Genomic DNA, 21,776 nt, shown 5'->3' with positions numbered 1-21,776 from the left:
GATGCTTATCTAGTGAACCTATAAATAATGGCAGGTCTACCTGGATTCGAACCAGGGAATGGCGGCATCAAAAGCCGCTGCCTTACCGCTTGGCGATAGACCTGCAGTGCTCTCAAAGAGAGACTTAAAGAGTGGTGCGGAAAGAGAGACTTGAACTCTCACACCTTGCGGCGCCAGAACCTAAATCTGGTGCGTCTACCAATTCCGCCATTTCCGCATCTTAATCTGTGGTCATCCTGATAATTGGTAAAATCAAGATAACGTTGTATATGTCAGGCTACTGATGGCCTAACCAGGAACAATAGATGTGGCATCAAATGATGCTTATCTAGTGAACCTATAAATAATGGCAGGTCTACCTGGATTCGAACCAGGGAATGGCGGCATCAAAAGCCGCTGCCTTACCGCTTGGCGATAGACCTGCAGTGCTCTCAAAGAGAGACTTAAAGAATGGTGCGGAAAGAGAGACTTGAACTCTCACACCTTGCGGCGCCAGAACCTAAATCTGGTGCGTCTACCAATTCCGCCATTTCCGCATCTTAATCTGTAGTCATCCTGATAATTGGTAACATCAAGATAACGTTGTAAATGGTGGCTACGACGGGATTCGAACCTGTGACCCCATCATTATGAGTGATGTGCTCTAACCAGCTGAGCTACGTAGCCACTCGTGAGCGAGACAATATAAACTCTCTAGCTCTTAGAGACAAGCCCTTTTTTAATTAGGCTTAGCACTACAAATAGTGGCAGGTCTACCTGGATTCGAACCAGGGAATGGCGGCATCAAAAGCCGCTGCCTTACCGCTTGGCGATAGACCTGCAGACATGGTTTGACAAACCATAAAACATGGTGCGGAAAGAGAGACTTGAACTCTCACACCTTGCGGCGCCAGAACCTAAATCTGGTGCGTCTACCAATTCCGCCATTTCCGCATCTTTTCCTAAAAGCTTTTATTAAAAAAACGCTTAGGAATGGTGGCTACGACGGGATTCGAACCTGTGACCCCATCATTATGAGTGATGTGCTCTAACCAGCTGAGCTACGTAGCCATACCATGTTTCGTTCTTTTCGACTCGTTACCTTATCGTCGGGAACGGCGCGCATTATCCGAAGTTGAGGCAAAGTCGTCAATAGTTTTTTTGAATAAATCCCTAGAAATCAACTGTTCGGTTTCTTTTTAAACAAAGAGGCGTGTTAATGATCGAAAACTGATAACAAAATGACATTAGATTGTGGGTTTTATTTATTTCTGCTGGTTACAGCAGTAAAAAAGCCAGCAATTGTGCTGGCTTTTAAAGTCAAAGACTTGGATAGAAATTAAACGTTGAAACGGAAGTGAACAACGTCGCCATCTTTAACGATGTATTCTTTACCTTCCAAACGCCATTTACCTGCGTCTTTCGCGCCACTTTCGCCATTGAACTGGATGAAGTCATCATAACCAACAACTTCGGCACGAATGAAACCTTTTTCAAAATCAGTGTGGATCTTACCTGCGGCTTGAGGTGCTGTTGCACCTACAGGGATAGTCCAAGCACGAACTTCTTTAACACCCGCAGTGAAGTAAGTATGAAGAGTCAGTAGTTCGTAACCTGAACGGATCACGCGGTTAAGACCTGGTTCTTCAATGCCCATATCTGCAAGGAACTCTTCACGGTCTTCGTCTTCAAGCTCAGAAAGCTCAGACTCAATTGCCGCACACACAGCAACTACTGCGTTGTTCTCTTTTTCTGCGTATTCACGAACAGCATCTAGATACGGGTTGTTCTCAAAACCATCTTCATTCACGTTGGCGATGTACATGGTTGGTTTTAGAGTCAGGAAGTTTAGGTAACCAACAGCCGCTAGTTCTTCTTTTGACAACTCAACAGTACGTGCCATACCGCCTTCAGACAGTACAGGTAGTAGCTTTTCAAGAACAGTCAGTTCGAATTTTGCGTCTTTATCGCCGCCTTTTGCTTTCTTAGCATTACGTTGAATTGCGCGTTCACATGAATCTAAGTCTGCCATTGCAAGCTCTAAGTTGATCACTTCGATATCTTCGATTGGTGATACTTTGCCTGCAACGTGAACGATGTTTTCGTTTTCAAAACAGCGCACAACGTGACCAATCGCGTCAGTTTCACGGATGTTTGCTAGGAATTTGTTTCCTAGACCTTCGCCGCGAGAGGCACCCGCGACAAGGCCTGCGATATCAACAAATTCCATTGTTGTCGGCAGTACTCTTTGTGGGTTAACGATCTTTGCTAGTGCATCTAGACGTAGATCTGGCACAGGTACAACACCTGTGTTTGGCTCGATGGTACAGAACGGAAAGTTAGCCGCTTCGATGCCAGCTTTAGTGAGTGCGTTGAACAGTGTTGATTTACCAACGTTTGGTAGGCCAACGATGCCACATTTAAAACCCATGATAGTAACCTTATTCAGCTTTGAACGTGTGTAAACGGTTTTGTGCTTTTGAAAGGCCATCCTTAATCAGAATGTCCAGACAGCGAACAGATTCATCTGCCGCTGCATCAAGAAGCTCTTGTTCTTTTGCCGGTGCTTTGCCTAATACATAGCCGGCAACTTTGTCTTTATGTCCAGGATGACCAATACCGATCCTTAGACGATAGAAATCTTTGCAGTTCCCAAGTCTGCTGATGGTATCGCGTAGGCCGTTGTGACCTCCGTGACCACCGCCTTTCTTAAATTTAGCGACGCCTGGAGGTAAATCCAATTCATCGTGTGCGACCATGATCTCTTCAGGTTTAATTTGGTAGAATTTCGCTACCGCAGCAATTGATTTACCTGAAAGGTTCATAAAAGTCGTTGGGATGAGTAAGCGGAGATCCTGACCGTTAACCATAATACGCCCACTAAGGCCAAAAAACTTAGCTTCATTTTTCAGCGTCACGTTATGAATACGTGCGAGCTCTTCTACTACCCACGCACCCGCATTGTGACGAGTTTTAGCGTATTCAGGCCCCGGATTGGCAAGGCCGACAAGAAGTTTGATAGGTTGACTCAAGGCTAGGATCTCTCTTGGAATCTCAAAAAGCGCAGTATCATAGCATACAAATCTGCCGACGGGCGAGATGAGGATATAGGGGGAATAAAAAAACACCCCAGAGAGGGGTGCTTTTAAAACTGATTAATCGAAGGTTCGATTAGTTGAACATGGCTGAGATTGACTCTTCATTGCTGATGCGACGAATCGCTTCAGCTAGCATGCGAGAAAGGCTTAGTGTTGTTACCTTGCCAGTTGCTTCCATCTCTTTAGACATAGTAATAGAGTCAGTTACGATAACTTGATCTAGTACTGAGTTGCCAATGTTGTGTGCAGCGTTACCAGAGAATACAGCATGCGTTGCGTAAGCGAATACACGCTTAGCACCGCGCTCTTTAAGCGCTTCAGCTGCTTTACATAGTGTGCCACCTGTATCGATCATGTCGTCAACGATAACACAGTCACGACCTTCAACATCACCGATTAGGTTCATTACTTCTGATACGTTAGCGCGAGGGCGACGTTTATCAACGATAGCGATATCGATATCACCAAGCGCTTTAGCGGTTGCGCGTGCACGAACAACACCACCTAGGTCTGGAGAAACCACAACTGGGTTTTCTAGGCCACGTGCTTGCATATCTTCAAGAAGAACTGGAGTACCGAAGATGTTGTCTACAGGTACATCGAAGAAGCCTTGAATTTGCTCTGCGTGAAGGTCAATCGTAAGAACGCGGTCAACACCAACGTTAGAAAGGAAATCTGCAACAACTTTAGCAGTGATTGGCACACGAGCAGAACGTACACGACGGTCTTGGCGAGCGTAACCGAAGTAAGGGATAACTGCTGTAATACGGCCCGCTGAAGCGCGGCGCATTGCATCAATCATCACTACAAGTTCCATTAGGTTGTCGTTAGTTGGTGCACAAGTCGATTGAATGATGAAAACATCACTACCACGAACATTTTCGTTAATTTGAACAGCGACTTCGCCATCAGAAAAACGAGAAACAGTTGCATCACCAAGAGAGATGTATAGACGATCAGCAATACGTTGGGCTAGTTCAGGTGTAGCGTTACCAGCAAATAGCTTCATATCAGGCACGGTGGAAACCTCAGGGTTGCGTCCAGTTTTTAAATAGATTGTTTGTGGGCTAAGCGATACTTAGCCAGCGTCTCGTGCAAAGGAGAAAGATTCTTGCCTTTAGCAATAAAAGTAGAGACGGTGTCTGGGAGTTTATCAAGAACAGCTTCTGCCTCATTTTTGCTCGAAAACTCGGCAAAAACGCATGATCCTGTCCCTGTAAGTCGCGACGGCGCGTATTGTAGCAGCCATGAAAGTTGCTTATCAACCTCTTGGTACAGCATTCGAACAATTTTTTCGCAATCGTTTCCGTAATGGCTGTCAAGAAGTGTTGCCAGCTCACGTTTTGGTGTGTTTCTTGTCAGTTGCGGATGAGAGAAAATGTCGACTGTCGCAATCGATACATTTGGCCTTACCACTAAGTACCATTTTTCTTCTGGCTCTGCCTTGGTCAGTAGCTCACCGACACCTTCTGCAAACGCGGCAAACCCGCGAGTAAAGACTGGCACATCGGCACCGAGCTTCAGTCCAATTTCAGCAAGTTCATCATCAGATAAGTTGGTTTGCCACAAAAAGTTCAGAGCCACTAACGTGCTGGCTGCGTTCGATGAACCACCACCGATACCGCCGCCCATAGGCAGCACTTTGTTCAGCTCAATATGAGCTCCATAGCGACAGCCTGACTTTAATTGTAACGCTGTTGCGGCTTTCCAGATCAAGTTGTCATGCAGAGGTACGCCCGGGATCTCTGGTGAGAGGGTGATTTCACCAGAGTCATTGGCGGTAATGGTTAGATCGTCGCCATGATCGAGAAACTGAAACAGGGTTTGCAGTTCATGGTAACCGTTGTCACGACGACCAGTGATATAAAGAAATAGGTTAAGCTTTGCCGGAGAAGGCCAATGAGTGGTTTCCGTGATCATTCGCTGAGGTTCCAGTTGGAAATAAACAGGTTAATAGAGATGTTGCCCTGTGTGAGTTTGATTTTTTTCGGCAGCGGTAACGCCGTTCCCCCGTATTGGACATCCTGATACGTGAGATAGTCGAGTTGCCAAGTTTGTAGACCCACTTGTTTGGTTAGGCGGGCGAGAGTGTTGGTCTCACTTAATTGATAATCGTCAGCTTGAGTGGGGCGACCCAGCATCCAGTCATTGAGCTGTTCGACCGGGATATTTAAGCCAGTCAGGCGTTGAATCAGTGCTTGAGATGTCGGAGCTGAATAGCGTTGGTCATCATAGGTCTCAACGGTAGCGCCTTGCGGAGTGGCTTTTAGGTTGAGAGCGGTTTGACCAAGAAAAGTGGTTAACCTCAATTGGGTCAAATCGGCGGAGTATGACCATTGATAATTGAGTGATTGTCTTTGTTCGGGAGAAATATAGCCCAGTTTGCCCGTAGATTGATAAGCATCGATCGATGCCAATCTTTGCTGATGAGTTTGCCACTCTACGTTCGTTGTGCTCTCTATGGTGGCACAGCCATTAAGCAAAAATAAGCCTGCAAGTAGAATAACAAGAGAGCGAAAATGTTTCGTCATTGCTGATTATTTATCCAGTTTTGCCCAAAGTTAGACCTCACTATATCACTGAAATCACGAACTCAAGAAAACATATCCTTATTCCCCTTTCAATAAACGGGGGCATCAAGTAAAATTCCGACCTTATTTGTCCATATCTGAATCAGAGAATCCACGATACATGTCTTTGCTTGCTATAGGTATCAACCACAATACGGCCTCAGTCGAACTGCGTGAAAAAGTCGCTTTTGGTCCGGATAAGTTACCTGAAGCATTACAACAGCTTGGTCATAACCCTGCGGTGAATGGCAGCGTCATCATTTCTACCTGTAATCGCACCGAAATCTATTGCGATGTAAAAGGTGGTGGTAAAAGCAAGATTATCGATTGGTTGTCTCAATTCCATCAGGTTAGCCCTGAAGATCTAAAACCCAGTCTCTACATTCATGAAGAACAAGCCGCAATACGTCATTTAATGCGTGTTTCGTGCGGGTTGGATTCACTGGTGTTGGGTGAACCTCAGATATTGGGGCAAGTTAAACAAGCGTATTCAGATTCGCGTGACAACAAAGCTGTTGATTCGTCGATGGAAAAATTATTCCAGAAGGCTTTTTCGGTAGCGAAGCGTGTGAGAACTGAAACGGATATCGGTGGTAATGCCGTTTCCGTCGCGTATGCAGCTTGTACACTTGCGAAACATATTTTTGAATCGTTAGAAAAGTCGACAGTGTTGTTGGTTGGTGCGGGTGAGACCATCGAGTTGGTCGCTAAGCATCTTGCTGGCAATGGCTGTACTAAGATGATTGTTGCTAACCGAACCAAAGAACGCGCATTGCCGTTGGCTGAGCAGTTTGGGGCAGAAATTATTGGCTTGCCTGAGATTCCCGAACATCTATCACGAGCAGATATTGTGATCAGTTCTACCGCGAGTCCATTGCCTATCATAGGTAAAGGTATGGTAGAAAGCGCGTTAAAATCTCGCCGTTTCCAACCCATGCTTTTGGTTGATATTGCCGTTCCACGTGATATTGAGTCACAAGTGGGCGATTTGAATGACGCCTACCTGTACACAGTAGATGATTTGCAGTCTATTGTTGATAGTAATATTGAACAACGCAAGATTGAAGCGATTCAAGCGGAAGCGATCGTCAGTGAAGAAAGCGCCGCGTTTATGTCATGGATGCGCTCTCTTCAGGCAGTAGACAGTATTCGAGAATATCGTCAGACCGCCAATGAAATTCGCGAAGAGCTCTTGAGCAAAAGCCTACAGTCTCTTGCGGCTGGTACTGATGCTGAGAAAGTCTTGCTTGAACTCAGCAACAAACTGACGAATAGATTAATTCATGCGCCTACTCGCGCCTTACAAAGTGCCGCAGAGAAGGGTGAGCCTGCACGGCTTGCTACCATTAGACAAAGTTTAGGTCTAGAGAACTCGTAATCATTACGAGTGTCAGACTTCATTAAACCCCCGAGTTAAAGAAAACTATGAAAGCCTCTATTTTAACTAAGTTAGAAACACTGGTTGAGCGTTACGAAGAAGTTCAACATCTTTTGGGCGATCCTGATGTGATCGGTAACCAAGATAAATTCCGTGCGTTGTCAAAAGAGTACTCTCAACTAGAGGAAGTCACTAAGTGTTTCCAAGCTTATCAGCAAGCTCAAGAAGATCTCGTTGCTGCTGAAGAGATGGCGAATGAAGACGACGAAGAGATGCGCGAAATGGCGCAGGAAGAGATTAAAGAAGCGAAAAGGGCGATTGAACGTCTGAGCGATGAGCTACAGATCCTTCTTCTTCCTAAAGATCCAAACGACGATCGTAACTGTTTCTTAGAAATTCGCGCGGGTGCGGGTGGTGATGAAGCGGGTATTTTCGCTGGTGACCTTTTCCGTATGTACAGCAAGTTTGCAGAGAAAAAAGGCTGGCGTGTTGAAGTTATGTCTTCAAACGAAGCGGAGCATGGCGGTTACAAAGAGATGATCGCTAGAGTGTCTGGTGATGGTGCATATGGGGTACTAAAGTTTGAGTCGGGCGGTCACCGTGTTCAACGTGTTCCTGCAACAGAATCGCAAGGCCGTGTACATACTTCGGCATGTACCGTTGCCGTCATGGCTGAAGTTCCAGAAGCTGAAATTCCAGAAATTAAAGCGGCGGATCTGAAAATCGATACTTTCCGTGCATCGGGCGCGGGTGGTCAGCACGTTAACACCACGGACTCAGCAATCCGTATCACTCACTTACCAACAGGTACAGTGGTTGAGTGTCAGGACGAGCGTTCTCAGCACAAGAATAAAGCAAAAGCAATGGCCGTTCTGGCTGCACGTATTATTCAGGCTGAAGAAGCAAAACGTGCCGCAGAAGTCTCGGATACACGCCGTAACCTACTAGGTTCAGGTGATCGTAGTGACCGTATTCGTACCTACAACTACCCACAAGGTCGTGTTTCAGACCACCGTATCAACCTGACTATCTACCGCCTCAATGAAGTGATGGAAGGCGATCTTGCAAGTCTGATTGATCCTGTGATTCAGGAACACCAAGCAGACCAACTTGCTGCATTGGCTGAGAACAACTAATTCTATGTCGGCTGATAACAGTGTTGAACGCACACTAAAAAAGGCCGTACAGCAACTTCAAGAGAGTGGCAGTGATTCGCCCTCTCTTGATGCCGCGGTGCTTCTTTGCCACGCTCTCGACAAACCACGCTCCTTCCTACTTACATGGCCAGATAAAATCTTATCCTCGTCAGACCTGACGGCGTTTCAAATTTTGCTGGAACGTAGGCTTGCGGGTGAACCCGTCGCGTACATTGTGGGTGAACGTGAGTTTTGGTCATTGCCACTAAAGGTCTCGCCAAGTACTTTAATCCCAAGACCGGATACTGAACGACTGGTTGAAATTGCACTGGATAAAGCCTCGAATAATCAAGGTGATATCTTGGACTTAGGCACAGGAACCGGAGCGATAGCGCTTGCACTTGCCTCAGAACTGCCTAAGCGACAAGTGTGGGGCGTCGATTTAAAACCCGAGGCTCAGCAATTGGCTCAATCAAATGCTGATGCACTCAACATATCTAACACGCGCTTTATGGCTGGTAGTTGGTTTGATCCGATTCCGGCTGGTACAGAGTTTGCTTTGATTGTGTCCAACCCACCTTATATAGAGAAAGAAGACCCACATCTAACTCAGGGAGATGTGCGTTTCGAACCACTTAGTGCGCTGGTGGCAGAAGAGAAAGGGTTGGCCGATATCAAGCACATCGCAACTAAAGCGCGTGACTACCTAGCCGAACAAGGTTGGCTGATGTTTGAACATGGTTTCGAACAAGGCGAGGCTGTACGGGAATTACTAATATCACTTGGCTACGACCAAGTGGCTACCTACAAGGACTATGGTGACAACGATCGAGTAACGATCGGTCAGTTCTCATCAGTGAAGTAAGAGAGATTATCAATGTACGAAGGTTTAAAGCATTTCCACCTGTTAACGATTGTTATTAGTGCGACGCTTCTGTCGGTTCGATTTGCGATGATGATGGCGAATTCAAACCTGTTAGAGAAGAAGTTCTTTAAGGTATTTCCACACATCAACGACACCTGTTTACTGCTATCAGGTATCGGCCTGATTATGATCACGGGTTTTATCCCGTTTACACCTGAATCTGCTTGGCTGACAGAAAAAATCACGTGTGTACTCGCTTACATCGCACTGGGCTTTTTTGCTCTAAAACTCGGTAAAAACAAGTTGCTAAGAACATTTTCATTCTTCGGTGCTTTAGGTTGGTTAGCGATGGCTGGCAAAGTCGCGGTAACTAAAACACCTCTGTTCTTTGGTTAATGGTTATTTAGGTTGATATAGTTATGACAACCGATATGTTTGAATTGTTTGATGAAGACTTTGATGCGATGGAGCTGGTTGAAGGCGCATTAGTACTCAATGAAGCGATCAATCCTCAGACTGATGTTCAGTGGTCGAAAGCAGAGCTCAATCGTTTGGTGCAAGAAGCCGAAATTGCACTTGTCCATGAATTTGATGACAAGCAGCGTTTTGACGCCTTGTTGCGACTCTTCTACTATCAGTGGGAGTTTCGCGGCGATAGAGAGAGCTATTTTCATTCAGACAATGGCTTTATCGATAAAGTCCTGCAAAGTCGTAAAGGAATTCCAGTCAGCCTGGGGGCGATTTTGCTGTACCTTGCGAGAAAGCTGGGTTTTCCTTTAGTAGGGGTCACTTTCCCGACTCAGTTCCTACTCAAATTAGAGTGGTATAACGAAAAGCCGTTATACGTTAATCCGTTTAATGGCGAGTATGTTTCTGAACACACCTTGGGTGCTTGGCTTATTGGTCACAAAGGACCATTGGCGAAGCTAGAGACAAAACATTTAAAAGAGACTGACAACCCAACGATTATTGGCCGCTGGTTAGCCTTGCTGAAAAGTGCTCTGTTGCGCGAAGAGCGCTATACTCTGGCATTGAAGTGTACCGATCTAGCGCTGACATTCGCGCCCGATGATCCCTATGAGATTCGCGATCGTGGCTTTATATATCAGCAGCTTGACTGCCATCAAATCGCGTTGAATGACTATCAGTATTTTATCGACCAGTGCCCTGATGATCCGGGGGCTGAATTGTTGAAGAATCAAGTTTACGCCATGAGTGAAACTCAGGTGACCTTACATTAAGTCCAATGTTTAGCCGTTGGCAGATATCGAAATAGAGAGAATAAAATGGAACAGAAAATTGTTCACGTAGGTGACATTCCAGTAGCAAACGACAAGCCGTTTACGCTGTTTGCAGGCATGAACGTTCTTGAGTCACGCGATCTAGCGATGCAGATTTGTGAACACTACGTAAAGGTAACTGAGAAATTAGGCATTCCATACGTATTCAAAGCATCATTCGATAAAGCAAATCGCAGCTCGGTACACTCATACCGTGGTCCTGGTCTTGAAGAAGGGATGAAAATCTTCCAAGAGTTGAAAGACACTTTTGGCGTTAAGATCATTACTGATGTTCATACTGAAGCACAAGCTCAGCCTGTTGCGGATGTGGTTGACGTTATCCAGTTGCCAGCGTTTCTTGCACGTCAGACCGACCTAGTTGAAGCGATGGCGAAAACAGGCGCGGTCATCAACGTTAAGAAACCACAATTTATGAGCCCAGGTCAGGTAGGTAACATCGTTGAAAAGTTTGCAGAGTGTGGCAACAACAATGTCATTCTATGTGAGCGCGGCTCTTGCCACGGTTACGACAACCTTGTGGTTGATATGCTAGGTTTCGGAGTGATGAAACAGGCATCAAATGGTAGCCCAATCATCTTTGATGTGACTCACTCATTGCAGATGCGTGACCCTTCTGGTGCTGCATCAGGCGGTCGTCGTGAACAAACGGTTGAACTGGCTAAAGCAGGTCTGGCGACAGGTATCGCAGGTCTGTTTATCGAAGCACACCCAAATCCAGAAAAAGCGCGTTGTGATGGTCCGTCGGCATTGCCACTCGACAAGCTAGAACCTTTCCTTGCTCAGATGAAAGCATTGGATGACCTAATCAAAGGTTTTGAGCACATCGATATTAAATAAGTCGGTGAAGTTTTTTGTAAAGGCTGGTTGTTGAACCAGCTTTTTTTTATCTCAAAAACATAGGATTATTGATCATGTTTTCACTATGTGTTGAGTAAACGCTAACCGTCACACCATTGTAAGCACGGGGCTTATCTCACAGACAAACGATTGCTTGTGATCATTTGATAAATCAAATGCAACTTTGATGATTTGTTACACATTCGATAGCGGATTATGGTGATCTATCCTACATAAATATGAAATCAGGCTGTCAGGTAAGTGTGGTTAATTTAAACTAGTTCAAGTTTTACTGCTCTTTCAGCACTTTAATCTTCAAGTCTGTCTATTCATAAAGAGCAGTAATAAAAAGCAGTGGAAACCCAAAAAGTTCAAAAGGTATGACAATGAAGCAAGGCCTGATCGTAAAAAGCGCAATTAGCGCAGCAATTCTGGCAACTCTAGCTGGTTGTGCAACAGCACCACAACACGAGTGGGAAGCAGATAAAACGTATAAGCTGACAGTTCTTCACACGAATGACCACCACGGTCGTTTCTGGCAGAACAAATATGGTGAGTACGGCATGGCTGCTCGTAAGACTCTTATTGACGAACTTCGCGCTGAAATCGCAGCTGAAGGCGGTAGCTCGCTACTTCTATCTGGTGGTGATATTAACACGGGTGTGCCAGAGTCTGATCTACAAGATGCGGAACCAGATTTCAAAGGTATGAGCAAAATTGGTTACGATGCTATGGCACTAGGTAACCACGAGTTCGATAACCCATTAGATGTGCTATTCAAGCAGAAAGAGTGGGCGAATTTCCCAATGCTTTCAGCGAACATCTACGACAAAAAGACTGGCGAACGTATGTTCCAAGCTTACCAGATGTTCAACAAGCAAGGCATCAAGATTGCTGTTATTGGTCTAACTACTGAAGACACTGCAAAAATCGGTAACCCAGAATTTATTGGTGGCATCGATTTCCGCGATCCAAAAGAAGAAGCGAAGAAACTGATCGCTGAACTTGAGAAAACTGAGAAACCAGATCTGATCTTCGCTGTTACTCACATGGGTCACTATGAAGATGGCAAACGTGGCGTAAACGCACCGGGTGACGTTGCGCTAGCTCGCTACCTAGACGAAGGTTCTCTAGACATGATCGTTGGTGGTCACTCGCAAGAGCCAGTATGTATGGAAGCGCCAAACGTTGTGAAGAAAAATTTCAAACCTTCTGACGAATGTAAGCCAGACATGCAAAACGGTACTTACATTGTTCAGGCTCACGAGTGGGGTAAATACGTAGGTCGTGCTGATTACGAATTCCGTAACGGTGAGCTTCAAATGGTGAGCTACGATCTAATCCCTGTTAACCTGAAGAAGAAAGTTGAAATTGACGGTAAGAAAGAACGCGTCTTTATCGAAGATGAAATCGCGCAAGATCAAGCGCTTCTTGATTTCCTACGTCCATACCAAGAGCAAGGCCAAGCTCAGCTAAACGTTAAGATCGCTGAGACAAACGGTAAGCTTGAAGGTGACCGTAACGTAGTTCGCTTCCAGCAAACTAACCTAGGTCGTCTCATTGCAACTGCTCACATGGAGCGTGCTAAAGCGGACTTCGCAGTGATGAACTCTGGTGGTGTTCGTGACTCAATCGAAGCAGGCGACGTGACTTACAAAGATGTACTCACTGTACAGCCATTTGCTAACATCCTGACTTACACAGATATGTCTGGTCAAGAAGTGCTGGACTACCTAAACGTAGTGGCAACTAAACCTGTGGATTCTGGTGCTTACGCTCAGTTCGCTGGCATCTCTATGACAGTGGCGAACGGTGAAGTTTCTAACGTATTCATCGGTGGTAAACAGCTTCGTCTAGACGAAACTTACCGCTTCACAGTACCAAGCTACAACGCAGCTGGTGGTGATGGTTACCCTAAAGTAAGTGATCATCCAGGTTACGTGAACACAGGTTTCGTTGACGCTGAAGTGCTAAAAGAATACCTACAAGCAAATAGCCCTGTAGACGTAAACAAATATGCACCTTCAGGTGAGATTGTTTATAAGTAAGTTGACGACAACGGATTATTATCTTTAATCTAAAGCGCCACTCTTCGGAGTGGCGCTTTTTGTTTCTATACCAGAACAGGAGGGAGTATGACTCCTGCAATCAATCTCGCGAAAAAGAAAAAGGTGGCTCACACCATTCATCAATATGAACATGACCCTCGAGCTGATAGCTACGGCCTAGAGGCTGCGGAAGTGCTAGGCCAAGACCCAGCTAAAGTTTTTAAGACACTACTATTTAGTCTCAACGGTGAAGCTAAGAATTTGGCTGTAGCAATTATCCCTGTCGATCAAAAACTTAATCTAAAGTTGGCAGCCAAAGCGGCGAAAGCGAAAAAAGCAGATATGGCCGATCCAGACATTGCTCAGAAAACGACTGGTTATGTGGTGGGGGGGATCAGTCCGTTGGGGCAAAAGAAAGTTTTACCAACGTTTATTCATGTTAGTGCTGAAGAGCAAGAGACCATGTGTGTCAGTGCTGGTAAGCGCGGCTTGGAAATAGAGTTGGCTCCCCGTGATTTGGCGATGCTGACTCGTGCTCAGTTTGTTGAGTTATGTATTTAGTCAGTTGGTCGTGACGCGAAGGTCTGCCGTTGTGACTGCAAAAATGGCCAGCAGCTCTTGTGCTGACAGGATAAAATAATCGTCCATCTAAATAAAAGGGTTGGCGCAAAAACGCCAACCCTCTCAATTTCTTTAACTCTCGACTCTTGAGTCTATTTCACTTCTTCTTCCATCTGGGCGTTATCCACAACATGGTTTTCGCCAAGATCTTTTGGTAGCAATAGGTTAAGAAGAATCGCAACGATACCACATAGGCTCACACCCTGAAGGCTAAACTCGCCAACACCGAAAGCCATACCGCCAATACCAAACACTAAAGTGATGGCGACGATGACTAGGTTGCGTGATTTATGTAGGTCAACATTGTTTTTGATGAGCGTATTCAAGCCAACAGTAGCAATTGAACCAAACAGCAGAATCATGATGCCGCCCATTACTGGCATAGGGATAGTCTGTAGCACGGCTCCCAACTTACCAACCAATGCCAAAACGATCGCTGCAATTGCAGCCCAAGTCATGATCACTGGGTTGAATGCTTTAGTCAGCATGACTGCGCCAGTGACTTCTGAGTAAGTTGTATTTGGTGGAGCGCCAACCATAGAGGCGGCAATCGTCGCAATACCGTCACCAGTAATTGTACGGTGTAGGCCAGGTTTCTTAACGTAGTTTTTACCAGTCACATTTGAGATTGCTAGCATGTCGCCCACGTGCTCTACCGCAGGCGCAATGGCTACAGGAATCATAAACAGGATAGCGTTAATGTTGAACTCAGGGAAAGTGAAGTTAGGTAGTGCGAACCAAGCTGCCTGATGAACAGGAGTAAAGTCAACAATACCGAAGCCCAGACTCAAACAGTAACCAACAACGATACCGCCTAAGATAGGAGTTAGCTTTAAAAAGCCTTTAGCAAAAACACTTAGCGCGATAGTTGTAAGTAGTGAAGCCACAGAGATAACCAGTGACGCGTTCGCATCAATCACTTGAGCTCCGTCCACTTTACCTAGTGCCATATTCACTGCCACAGGCGCTAGACCAAGGCCAATAACCATGATCACAGGACCGACAACAACGGGTGGTAAAAGCTTATGGATGATTTCAACACCACGAACTTTAATCAAAGCACCCATCGCCACATACACACAGCCCGCAGCCATTAGGCCGCCCATAGTTGCAGGAACGCCCCATGCTTGAACACCGTAAAGAATAGGTGCAATAAAGGCAAAAGAAGAGGCTAAGAAAATAGGAACGCTACGGCGAGTAATCATTTGGAAAAGTAGGGTACCGACACCTGCACCGAACAGTGCGACACTTGGATCTAAGCCCGTCAGTAGTGGTACGAGAACCAGAGCACCAAACGCGACGAAGAGCATTTGAACGCCTTGAATGGCATTTTTCATGTTGTCATTCCTTTAAGTAGCGAAGCGACGAGTAACGTAAATCACTCGACAAAAATAAAATTCGCGGGATTTTAGCATTATGCCAAACGTTTGCAATCTGAACTCGATCAAATATTTTGCGAATTACTCATAGATGGCCACTATGTATTCAAACGAGAAAGTCGAGTTTGACGACGATATCCTAGACCTTTAGTTGCTCCAACTCCGATAGTTGCTTATCATCGACCTTTAACGTGTAAAAAACTGATGTTAGGAAGTGTATGCGCCAATTAGCTTTGCTCGTTTTGGGTATGATGGCTTCACCAGCGATGGCTCTGACCAATGTTGACCTATACCGTACTGAAGTTGTTCTAGACCAAACGGTTGAGAATGCCGATGCTCAAGCTCGTGCAGAAGGTATGAAAGAGGTGATTGTAAAAGCCTCGGGTGATCGTGAAGCGATTTCCAATCCTGTCGTTCAAAAAGCACTACAGCAAAGTGCCCAATATCTAGCCCAACTTAGCTATGGTCAGGCGAATGGTGAACAAACATTGCGTATGGGCTTTAGTGCTCCGCATATTCGTTCTTTACTAAGTCAGGCTCAGTTACCGATTTGGCCAGCAGCGCGCGCGAACTTATTAGTGTGGTTGGTTGAAGAAGGGCCGGCCGATAGAAACATTATTTGGGAACACTCTAGCTCTACAGTACTTACTCAAATGAAGGCTCAAGCCGAGAAACGAGGCTTACCGCTAACGGTGCCTGTCGGTGATTTTGACGATATCACAGGTGTTGCTGTTTCAGATCTGTGGGGTGGATTCATTCAGCCAGTCGGTCAAGCCAGTCAGCGCTACCCAGTCGATGCGGTGTTGGTGGTTCGAGCTCAAGGTAACATTGTTCGTTGGACCTTATACGATCAAAAACCTGCAAGTATTGGCGTGACGCGCCAAGCTCCGTTGTCCGGCTCAAATAACGGCTCGGATGCGGCTGACAAAATGATCAACCAAATCAGTGACTACTACGCGAAGAAGAGTGCCGTGGTGGTTGCAAGTGAGTCATCACAAGCAATTAAAGTACGTTTTACAGAGCTAAATGACGCGGTTGGCTTCTTCACACTAGAGAACCAACTCAAGAAGCTTAGCTCAGTGGCGTCCATTGATATCTTGAAAATTCAGGGCAACCAAGTGATCTTCAATGTTCATCTGCTTTCGACTGAGCAAGAGTTTGAACAGGAAGTCCGCCGTCTTGATGATCTCGTTCAACGTGAAAGCGTGACGGATATGCCGCAAGTATTGACACCACAAACACCACCAGTAGATAGCGAATTCGGGGCAGATTCAGCGACTCAAAGTAGCGACTCTGTCGCTCAAACTGAATCCGTTGCATCGCCTGAGACTCAAGTGACCCCAGAGCCCGAAGTGATTGCGACAGAGATGATTCTAGTCTTTGAATGGCAGGGTAAGCCTTATCAGTACGTTGCGCCAGTCCCAGAGACTGAGCCGGGCTTTGATGCTGAAGGGGATAAAACGGTCAACGACGGCAGTGTCACTGTTATTCAATAGCAGCAAAAAAGGGTCTGATTATTCAGACCCTATTTATTTTTATTTATCTGCCTCAAATCGGGCTTTTTCTTCTTTTTCGACTTTAGATAAGCGCTTCAATTTCATCCCTAGCTCTTTACCTCTTGTACGGGCATAAAGAATGTTACCAAAGAATGCAATGGTAGTCAGAAGTAACTCGACCACCGCCAGCCAACGCTCCCCATCATCGATATAGAGAATGGTAAAACCGTGCAGGAAGTAGAGCATAAGAACAAAGTTGGCCCAAGCGTGCGTGTATGGCTTACCGGCCAAAATGCCGGGAAGGGGAAGCAAGAGTGGGATTGCCCAAGCTATCGCCAATGTTGTACTGCCAATATGAGGATGGGGCGACAAAGAGAGCTGCCACAGTGCGATCCATGCCAACAGTGCGAGATTGCCAAACAAGGCCAACAGACGATACAGCTTTGTTGTGGGTTGGATCTCTTGCATATTTAGTGGTCCTTCATTTTTAAAGCGGTTTGCGCGAGGCGCTTGCCAAGTTGTTGAGAGAGTTCTATTTCATCGTCACTGAGTGCCGAGTTAGAAGTGCTCACCGACGTAGCCCCATAGGGAGTGCCACCTAACTGTGTAGAATGAAGCTTAGGCTCAGAATAGGGAATGCCTAAGATCATCATGCCGTGGTGAAGCAAAGGCAGCATCATGCTTTGCAGCGTTGTCTCCTGACCGCCATGCATGCTGGAGGAGGAAGTAAACACGCAAGCTGGTTTATCGATGAGATCCCCAGATACCCACAAAGGCGTGGTCTTATCCCAAAAGTGTTTAAGCGGAGCCGCCATATTGCCAAACCAAACTGGACTTCCCATCGCCAAACCGTCGCACTGTTTAAGCTCATTCAGGGTGATGGTTGGATCGGCGGGATCAGAGTACGAAGATTCCAGCTCATCAACGGTTCTTATTACCGCTTCACACTGTGGGATGGATTCCACCCCACGTGCTATTTGTCGCGCAATCGCTCGTGTTGAGCCGTGGCGACTATAATAGAGAATAACGATTTGACAGCTCATAGAATATCGAGAACTTGCTCTGGTGGGCGGCCATGTTTCGCTTTGCCATTCGCAACCACAATTGGACGCTCAATCAGTTTTGGATTTTCGGTCATCGCTTTGAATAAGGTCTCATCGTCTGCTGACTTGAGATCAAGCTCTTTATAGATGTCTTCTTTCGTGCGCATCATGTCACGGACGTCAGTGAGTTCAAGCTGAGACATCAGTGTCTTCAGTTGGTCAACACTTGGTGGTGTTTCTAGGTAAGTAACAATCTCTGGCTGAATACCACGCTCTTCCAACAAAGCAAGAGTCTGACGGCTTTTTGAGCAACGAGGGTTGTGATAAATCACGACTGACATAGAGTAATCTCCATTTAATTATTGTAGTGCTAAGAAACGGTCACGCTGAACCATTAGCTGGTCGATTCGAGCATCGTATCTTGCTTGTTTTAAACTGCCAAGCTCTGCGAGTTGACTAGCTTGTGTATAGTATTGGATAGCTTTGTTCCAGTTCGCTTTCAAAGCGAGAATCTCTGCGCGTGCAGCAAGATCCTCATCGCTGAACCCTAAGTGGATGCTTGCTTCCGATAACAGGTGCCAACCATTCACATCATTTGGATTGTCATGGGTATAGCGTTGCAGAACTTTTACCGCTTCAGCATTTTTGTCTTGTTTAAGCAGTGCATTCGCGTAGTTAATAGAAATCACCGCATTGTTGGGAGCGGCTTGCAACGCTTTCAACAGCATGGCTTCGGCTTTGTCGGCTTTGCCCTGAGCAATATAGAGATCTGACATCGCATCAAGGTAGAAGCGATTGTTCGGTTGCTGTTCAAACAGCTTATGAAGGATCGTACTCGCTTGATCCAGCTCCTTGTTATCAAGGTGCACTAACGCTTTGCCGTACTGAAACGCGACCTGAACACTTGGAGCGGCCTTTTTTTCTACACGATTAAACCAATCTTGTGCAGCCTTCGCATCGATACCAGCGTAGCGGGCAACAATTCGCGCACGAGCGAGGTGGTAGTCCAATGATGGATCGACTCTTGTGGCGGGATAATTTTGAGCACGAGCTCGGGTATCGGTAATACGATCTTCTGGCAGTGGGTGGGTGAGTAGCATCGGCGGTGGTTTACTCGCGTAACGATACTCTTCTGCTAGACGCCCAAAGAAACGCGGCATGGCGTTGACATCAAAGCCTGCTTTCGAAAGGGTATTGATACCAAAGCGGTCAGCTTCTTTTTCGTTGCTACGGGTATAGTTTATTTGGCCTTGAATACTACCAGCGGTTGTAGCAGTTATCGCAGCGATGCCTGCTTCTGGTGCTGCAATAGCCAGTAAAAGTGAACCGGCAAGAGCGGCCATTGTTGCAGGAGAGCGTCTTGCTTGCTCTTCCATGCTTCGTGCTAAGTGCCGCTGAGTAACGTGCGCAATCTCGTGAGCAACTACCGAGGCAAGTTCACTTTCGCCCTGAGCATGAAGAAATAACCCAGAGTGTAGCGCGACGTAACCACCAAAAAACGCGAAGGCGTTGATGTTACGATCACGAATCATAAAAAAGGTAAACGGGGTTTTCACGTCAGAGGCATTGGCGACCAAGCGATGTCCCAAACTGTCGATGTACTCGTTGAGCACGGGGTCATTAACGATCGGTTTACTGTTGCGTAGCATACGCATATAGGCGTCACCATACTGCATTTCTTGGGCAATGGTGAGCGTGCTGCTTGCGGTAGTGCCAATATCCGGAAGATCAAGGTTGTTGGCCAGTGCAGGAGCGATTAAAGCGGCTGCAACAGACAAGCAGGCCAATGAGCGCATACGTTTAAACATATATTAAAGATGATACCCCGTTGATTTATAAATCACTAAGTGGCTTATTTTAGTAAGTTGACTATACGCTTGGACACTCGAAAAGTAAGATGGTTTCTCGGTCACGTCAGAGAACAGTGTTAAGGTTCCTACTTCGTCGTTAGGCCGCTGTGGGCTGACCATTACTATTTGCACTGACGGTTGGAAAAAAACACTATACAATATCTAACCGTAATATTAAGCATCGGGCGAGAGAATGGAACCTAATATTTTGGATTTACGCCAAGAGCGGTGCCCCATGGCGCTTTTACTTGCGAAGCGTCACACTAAAGGGCTGAATCCCGGTGACAACGTTCAAATTCTGATCAGTGATAGCAGTTCAATGAATGATATTACCCGTTTTCTTAAAAAACATTTGTTTCAATTGAATTGTGAACAAATGAATGGTTATTACTCTATGCAAGTGACTAAGGAATTGTATTGAATGTTTGAAATGGTGAGTCGTTGGTATAAACGACGTTTTTCTGATCCACATGCAGTGAGTCTTGTTGCTATTCTTCTATTTGGCTTCATTACCATTTATTTCTTTGGCAACCTTATTGCGCCTTTGCTTGTTGCGATTGTCTTGGCTTACTTACTTGAGTGGCCTGTGGTGCAAATGTCGCGTTTAGGTATTCCGAGGACACTTGCGGTGATCTTGGTGATTTTGGGTTTTACCAGCTTAATGCTCGTCGCGATTTTTGGTCTGGTTCCAACTATCTGGCAGCAGGTAGGCAACTTAATTAACGACATTCCGACCATGTATGTTGGATTACAAGGCTTCATTGCCGAAATCCCACAACGATACCCGGAGCTGGATAGCTTCCAGATTGTAGAGTCAGTGGTTACCAACGCAAAGAATCAAGTGATTGGTATGAGTGAAAGCGTTGTTAAAGGCTCTTTGGCTTCTCTCGTCAGTCTTGCGACCTTAGGGGTTTATCTCATCCTAGTACCACTGTTGGTTTTCTTCTTACTTAAAGATAAAGAGGAAATGATCGAGATGGCGAGTGGTGTTTTGCCGCGTAATCGCCGCTTGGCGACCAAAGTGTGGCACGAGATGAATGAGCAGATCTCAAACTACATTCGCGGTAAGGTAATGGAAATCCTAATCGTCGGCAGTGTTAGCTATATCACTTTTGCACTACTGGATCTGCGTTATTCAGTATTGCTGGCTGTGGCTGTCGGCTTCTCGGTACTTATTCCTTATATCGGTGCTGCGGCAGTGACTGTGCCTGTCGCGATAGTCGGCCTTTTCCAATGGGGATTAACGCCTCAGTTCTACTGGTTACTTGTGGCATACGGCATTATTCAGGCACTAGATGGCAACGTGCTGGTTCCTGTGCTTTTTTCTGAAGCTGTCAACCTGCATCCTGTCGCGATTATCGTCGCGGTTTTAGTCTTTGGTGGACTATGGGGGTTTTGGGGGGTCTTTTTTGCCATCCCGCTGGCGACTCTGGTTAAAGCTGTATGGAATGCATTGCCAAGCCACGATGAAGAAATACCCGTATAAATAAAGGTTTAGTTAAATCGGTTACATAAAAAGCCCCGAAGAAAATGTTCTCGGGGCTTTTTATTTTCTAACCTTAAACCACCTTCTTTAGAAGGTGGTGATCGTTCCTTTGGGCTATGCCCGAAGAACGCTCATGTTCAAGATGTCCTCGTTTGTAACCAGCAAATGAAGGAGATAAAGAACATGAGCAGATATGAATCCGCCTCACACGTATATTACAGGTGTCAGTACCACATAGTCTGGACGCCAAAGTACCGCCTGAAAATCTTAAAAGGTAATTTGGGTAAGGAGCTTTACCGGATCATCTATATCTACAGTAATATGAAGAACTGTAAGGTTGTAGAGCTGAATGTTCAAGTAGACCACGTACATCTGGTCGTGAGATTACCACCTAGTTTAAGTGTTTCGACATATATGGGCTTTGTAAAAGGACGAACCGCAATTCGCCTATTTAACAAATTTCCGTACTTAAGAAAGAAGAAATTATGGGGCAACAAATTTTGGCAAAGAGGCTACTTCGTTGATTCGGTAGGGATGAACGAGGAAATTATACGCAGGTATGTCCGACATCAAGATCGTGTGGGAAAGGAAGAAGAGGAGCGTCAGATGCGTCTTGGGTTAGAAAACTAACAGTGAGCCCCCTTTTAGGGGGCCTTTCAAAGCCACCTGCTATGCAGGTGGATTTTTAC

The 21,776-nt window shown here is 45.8% G+C and carries 22 protein-coding genes and 8 tRNA genes; 12 read left to right on the top strand and 18 right to left on the bottom strand.

Features of this window, described 5'->3' with window-relative positions:
• Positions 1 to 28: 28 nt before the first annotated feature.
• The 13 genes from QTN94_RS17645 to lolB all read right to left on the bottom strand — a co-directional run bounded on the left by QTN94_RS17645 (position 29) and on the right by lolB (position 5,608).
• Positions 29 to 103, bottom strand: a tRNA-Gln gene (locus QTN94_RS17645).
• A gap of 29 nt (positions 104 to 132) precedes the next feature.
• Positions 133 to 217, bottom strand: a tRNA-Leu gene (locus QTN94_RS17640).
• Between the two features lie 130 nt (positions 218 to 347).
• Positions 348 to 422: transfer RNA gene (locus QTN94_RS17635), tRNA-Gln, on the bottom strand.
• 29 nt (positions 423 to 451) lie between these two features.
• Positions 452 to 536 (bottom strand) — tRNA-Leu (locus QTN94_RS17630).
• A 53-nt stretch (positions 537 to 589) separates the two neighbouring features.
• Positions 590 to 666, bottom strand: a tRNA-Met gene (locus QTN94_RS17625).
• Positions 667 to 744: 78 nt separating this feature from the next.
• Positions 745 to 819: transfer RNA gene (locus QTN94_RS17620), tRNA-Gln, on the bottom strand.
• Positions 820 to 848: 29 nt separating this feature from the next.
• Positions 849 to 933 (bottom strand) — tRNA-Leu (locus QTN94_RS17615).
• 40 nt (positions 934 to 973) lie between these two features.
• A tRNA-Met gene (locus QTN94_RS17610) sits at positions 974 to 1,050 on the bottom strand.
• 268 nt (positions 1,051 to 1,318) lie between these two features.
• Entirely contained in the window at positions 1,319 to 2,410 is a 1,092-nt protein-coding gene (ychF, locus tag QTN94_RS17605) for a redox-regulated ATPase YchF (RefSeq protein WP_269376226.1), read from the bottom strand.
• Positions 2,411 to 2,420: 10 nt separating this feature from the next.
• Positions 2,421 to 3,011, bottom strand: coding sequence for an aminoacyl-tRNA hydrolase (pth, locus tag QTN94_RS17600; protein WP_138973102.1), 591 nt, complete (start codon positions 3,009 to 3,011; stop codon positions 2,421 to 2,423).
• A 139-nt stretch (positions 3,012 to 3,150) separates the two neighbouring features.
• Complete coding sequence (locus QTN94_RS17595; protein ID WP_138973101.1) at positions 3,151 to 4,095, bottom strand: ribose-phosphate pyrophosphokinase; 945 nt, start codon at positions 4,093 to 4,095, stop codon at positions 3,151 to 3,153.
• 29 nt (positions 4,096 to 4,124) lie between these two features.
• A complete protein-coding gene (gene ispE / locus QTN94_RS17590) occupies positions 4,125 to 4,997 on the bottom strand; it encodes a 4-(cytidine 5'-diphospho)-2-C-methyl-D-erythritol kinase (protein WP_331428398.1) in 873 nt (290 codons plus the stop codon).
• Positions 4,994 to 5,608 carry a lipoprotein insertase outer membrane protein LolB gene (lolB, locus tag QTN94_RS17585; RefSeq protein WP_331428397.1) on the bottom strand — a complete coding sequence of 205 codons (615 nt, stop codon included), beginning with the start codon at positions 5,606 to 5,608 and terminating at the stop codon, positions 4,994 to 4,996. Before lolB ends, ispE begins: the two co-directional genes overlap by 4 nt.
• A 160-nt stretch (positions 5,609 to 5,768) precedes the next feature.
• Between lolB and hemA the strand changes: the two genes are divergently transcribed.
• The 8 genes from hemA to ybaK all read left to right on the top strand — a co-directional run bounded on the left by hemA (position 5,769) and on the right by ybaK (position 13,773).
• Entirely contained in the window at positions 5,769 to 7,025 is a 1,257-nt protein-coding gene (hemA, locus tag QTN94_RS17580) for a glutamyl-tRNA reductase (RefSeq protein WP_331428396.1), read from the top strand.
• A gap of 47 nt (positions 7,026 to 7,072) precedes the next feature.
• Positions 7,073 to 8,161, top strand: coding sequence for a peptide chain release factor 1 (gene prfA / locus QTN94_RS17575; protein WP_331418104.1), 1,089 nt, complete (start codon positions 7,073 to 7,075; stop codon positions 8,159 to 8,161).
• 4 nt (positions 8,162 to 8,165) lie between these two features.
• Positions 8,166 to 9,026, top strand: a complete 861-nt coding sequence (gene prmC, locus QTN94_RS17570; protein WP_331428395.1) for a peptide chain release factor N(5)-glutamine methyltransferase — start codon at positions 8,166 to 8,168, stop codon at positions 9,024 to 9,026.
• A gap of 12 nt (positions 9,027 to 9,038) precedes the next feature.
• Positions 9,039 to 9,422 carry a SirB2 family protein gene (locus QTN94_RS17565; protein WP_269376219.1) on the top strand — a complete coding sequence of 128 codons (384 nt, stop codon included), beginning with the start codon at positions 9,039 to 9,041 and terminating at the stop codon, positions 9,420 to 9,422.
• A gap of 35 nt (positions 9,423 to 9,457) precedes the next feature.
• On the top strand, positions 9,458 to 10,267 hold the full coding sequence (locus QTN94_RS17560) for a SirB1 family protein (RefSeq protein ID WP_331418124.1): 810 nt from the start codon (positions 9,458 to 9,460) through the stop codon (positions 10,265 to 10,267).
• Positions 10,268 to 10,312: 45 nt separating this feature from the next.
• Positions 10,313 to 11,164 (top strand): 3-deoxy-8-phosphooctulonate synthase, encoded by an 852-nt coding sequence (gene kdsA, locus QTN94_RS17555; RefSeq protein WP_269376217.1) that lies wholly within the window; start codon positions 10,313 to 10,315, stop codon positions 11,162 to 11,164.
• 386 nt (positions 11,165 to 11,550) lie between these two features.
• Positions 11,551 to 13,212 (top strand): bifunctional UDP-sugar hydrolase/5'-nucleotidase UshA, encoded by a 1,662-nt coding sequence (ushA, locus tag QTN94_RS17550; protein ID WP_269376216.1) that lies wholly within the window; start codon positions 11,551 to 11,553, stop codon positions 13,210 to 13,212.
• Positions 13,213 to 13,299: 87 nt separating this feature from the next.
• Complete coding sequence (gene ybaK, locus QTN94_RS17545) at positions 13,300 to 13,773, top strand: Cys-tRNA(Pro) deacylase (protein WP_331428394.1); 474 nt, start codon at positions 13,300 to 13,302, stop codon at positions 13,771 to 13,773.
• A 152-nt stretch (positions 13,774 to 13,925) separates the two neighbouring features.
• Here ybaK and QTN94_RS17540 read toward each other — a convergent pair whose 3' ends face one another.
• On the bottom strand, positions 13,926 to 15,170 hold the full coding sequence (locus QTN94_RS17540; protein ID WP_331428393.1) for a uracil-xanthine permease family protein: 1,245 nt from the start codon (positions 15,168 to 15,170) through the stop codon (positions 13,926 to 13,928).
• A 260-nt stretch (positions 15,171 to 15,430) separates the two neighbouring features.
• Here QTN94_RS17540 and QTN94_RS17535 point away from each other — a divergent pair, with 260 nt between their 5' ends.
• Complete coding sequence (locus QTN94_RS17535) at positions 15,431 to 16,708, top strand: DUF2066 domain-containing protein (RefSeq protein WP_331428392.1); 1,278 nt, start codon at positions 15,431 to 15,433, stop codon at positions 16,706 to 16,708.
• A 39-nt stretch (positions 16,709 to 16,747) separates the two neighbouring features.
• On the opposite strand, the gene QTN94_RS17530 is transcribed toward QTN94_RS17535, so the two are convergent.
• From QTN94_RS17530 to QTN94_RS17515, 4 genes are read right to left on the bottom strand one after another with little or no spacing between them, the layout of a single operon-like run.
• Complete coding sequence (locus QTN94_RS17530; RefSeq protein ID WP_331428391.1) at positions 16,748 to 17,176, bottom strand: DUF2069 domain-containing protein; 429 nt, start codon at positions 17,174 to 17,176, stop codon at positions 16,748 to 16,750.
• 2 nt (positions 17,177 to 17,178) lie between these two features.
• Positions 17,179 to 17,751: an NAD(P)H:quinone oxidoreductase gene (gene wrbA / locus QTN94_RS17525; protein WP_331428390.1), complete on the bottom strand. Its 573-nt coding sequence runs from the start codon at positions 17,749 to 17,751 to the stop codon at positions 17,179 to 17,181.
• A complete protein-coding gene (arsC, locus tag QTN94_RS17520; protein WP_331428389.1) occupies positions 17,748 to 18,092 on the bottom strand; it encodes an arsenate reductase (glutaredoxin) in 345 nt (114 codons plus the stop codon). The genes wrbA and arsC overlap by 4 nt, the downstream gene beginning before the upstream one ends.
• Before the next feature lie 18 nt (positions 18,093 to 18,110).
• Positions 18,111 to 19,559, bottom strand: a complete 1,449-nt coding sequence (locus QTN94_RS17515) for a beta-barrel assembly-enhancing protease (protein ID WP_331428388.1) — start codon at positions 19,557 to 19,559, stop codon at positions 18,111 to 18,113.
• Between the two features lie 235 nt (positions 19,560 to 19,794).
• On the opposite strand from QTN94_RS17515, the gene QTN94_RS17510 reads away from it, so the two are divergent.
• From QTN94_RS17510 to tnpA, 3 genes are all read left to right on the top strand, one after another.
• Positions 19,795 to 20,022, top strand: a complete 228-nt coding sequence (locus QTN94_RS17510; RefSeq protein ID WP_138973084.1) for a sulfurtransferase TusA family protein — start codon at positions 19,795 to 19,797, stop codon at positions 20,020 to 20,022.
• Positions 20,023 to 21,087: an AI-2E family transporter gene (locus tag QTN94_RS17505; protein ID WP_331428387.1), complete on the top strand. Its 1,065-nt coding sequence runs from the start codon at positions 20,023 to 20,025 to the stop codon at positions 21,085 to 21,087.
• 183 nt (positions 21,088 to 21,270) lie between these two features.
• Complete coding sequence (gene tnpA, locus QTN94_RS17500) at positions 21,271 to 21,717, top strand: IS200/IS605 family transposase (RefSeq protein ID WP_331428386.1); 447 nt, start codon at positions 21,271 to 21,273, stop codon at positions 21,715 to 21,717.
• Positions 21,718 to 21,776 lie beyond the last annotated feature (59 nt).

This window comes from Vibrio sp. M250220, assembly GCF_036533795.1.
Taxonomy (GTDB): domain Bacteria; phylum Pseudomonadota; class Gammaproteobacteria; order Enterobacterales; family Vibrionaceae; genus Vibrio.
The sequence above is the reverse complement of the archived record's forward strand: the minus strand, read 5'-3'. Positions and strand labels throughout refer to the sequence as shown.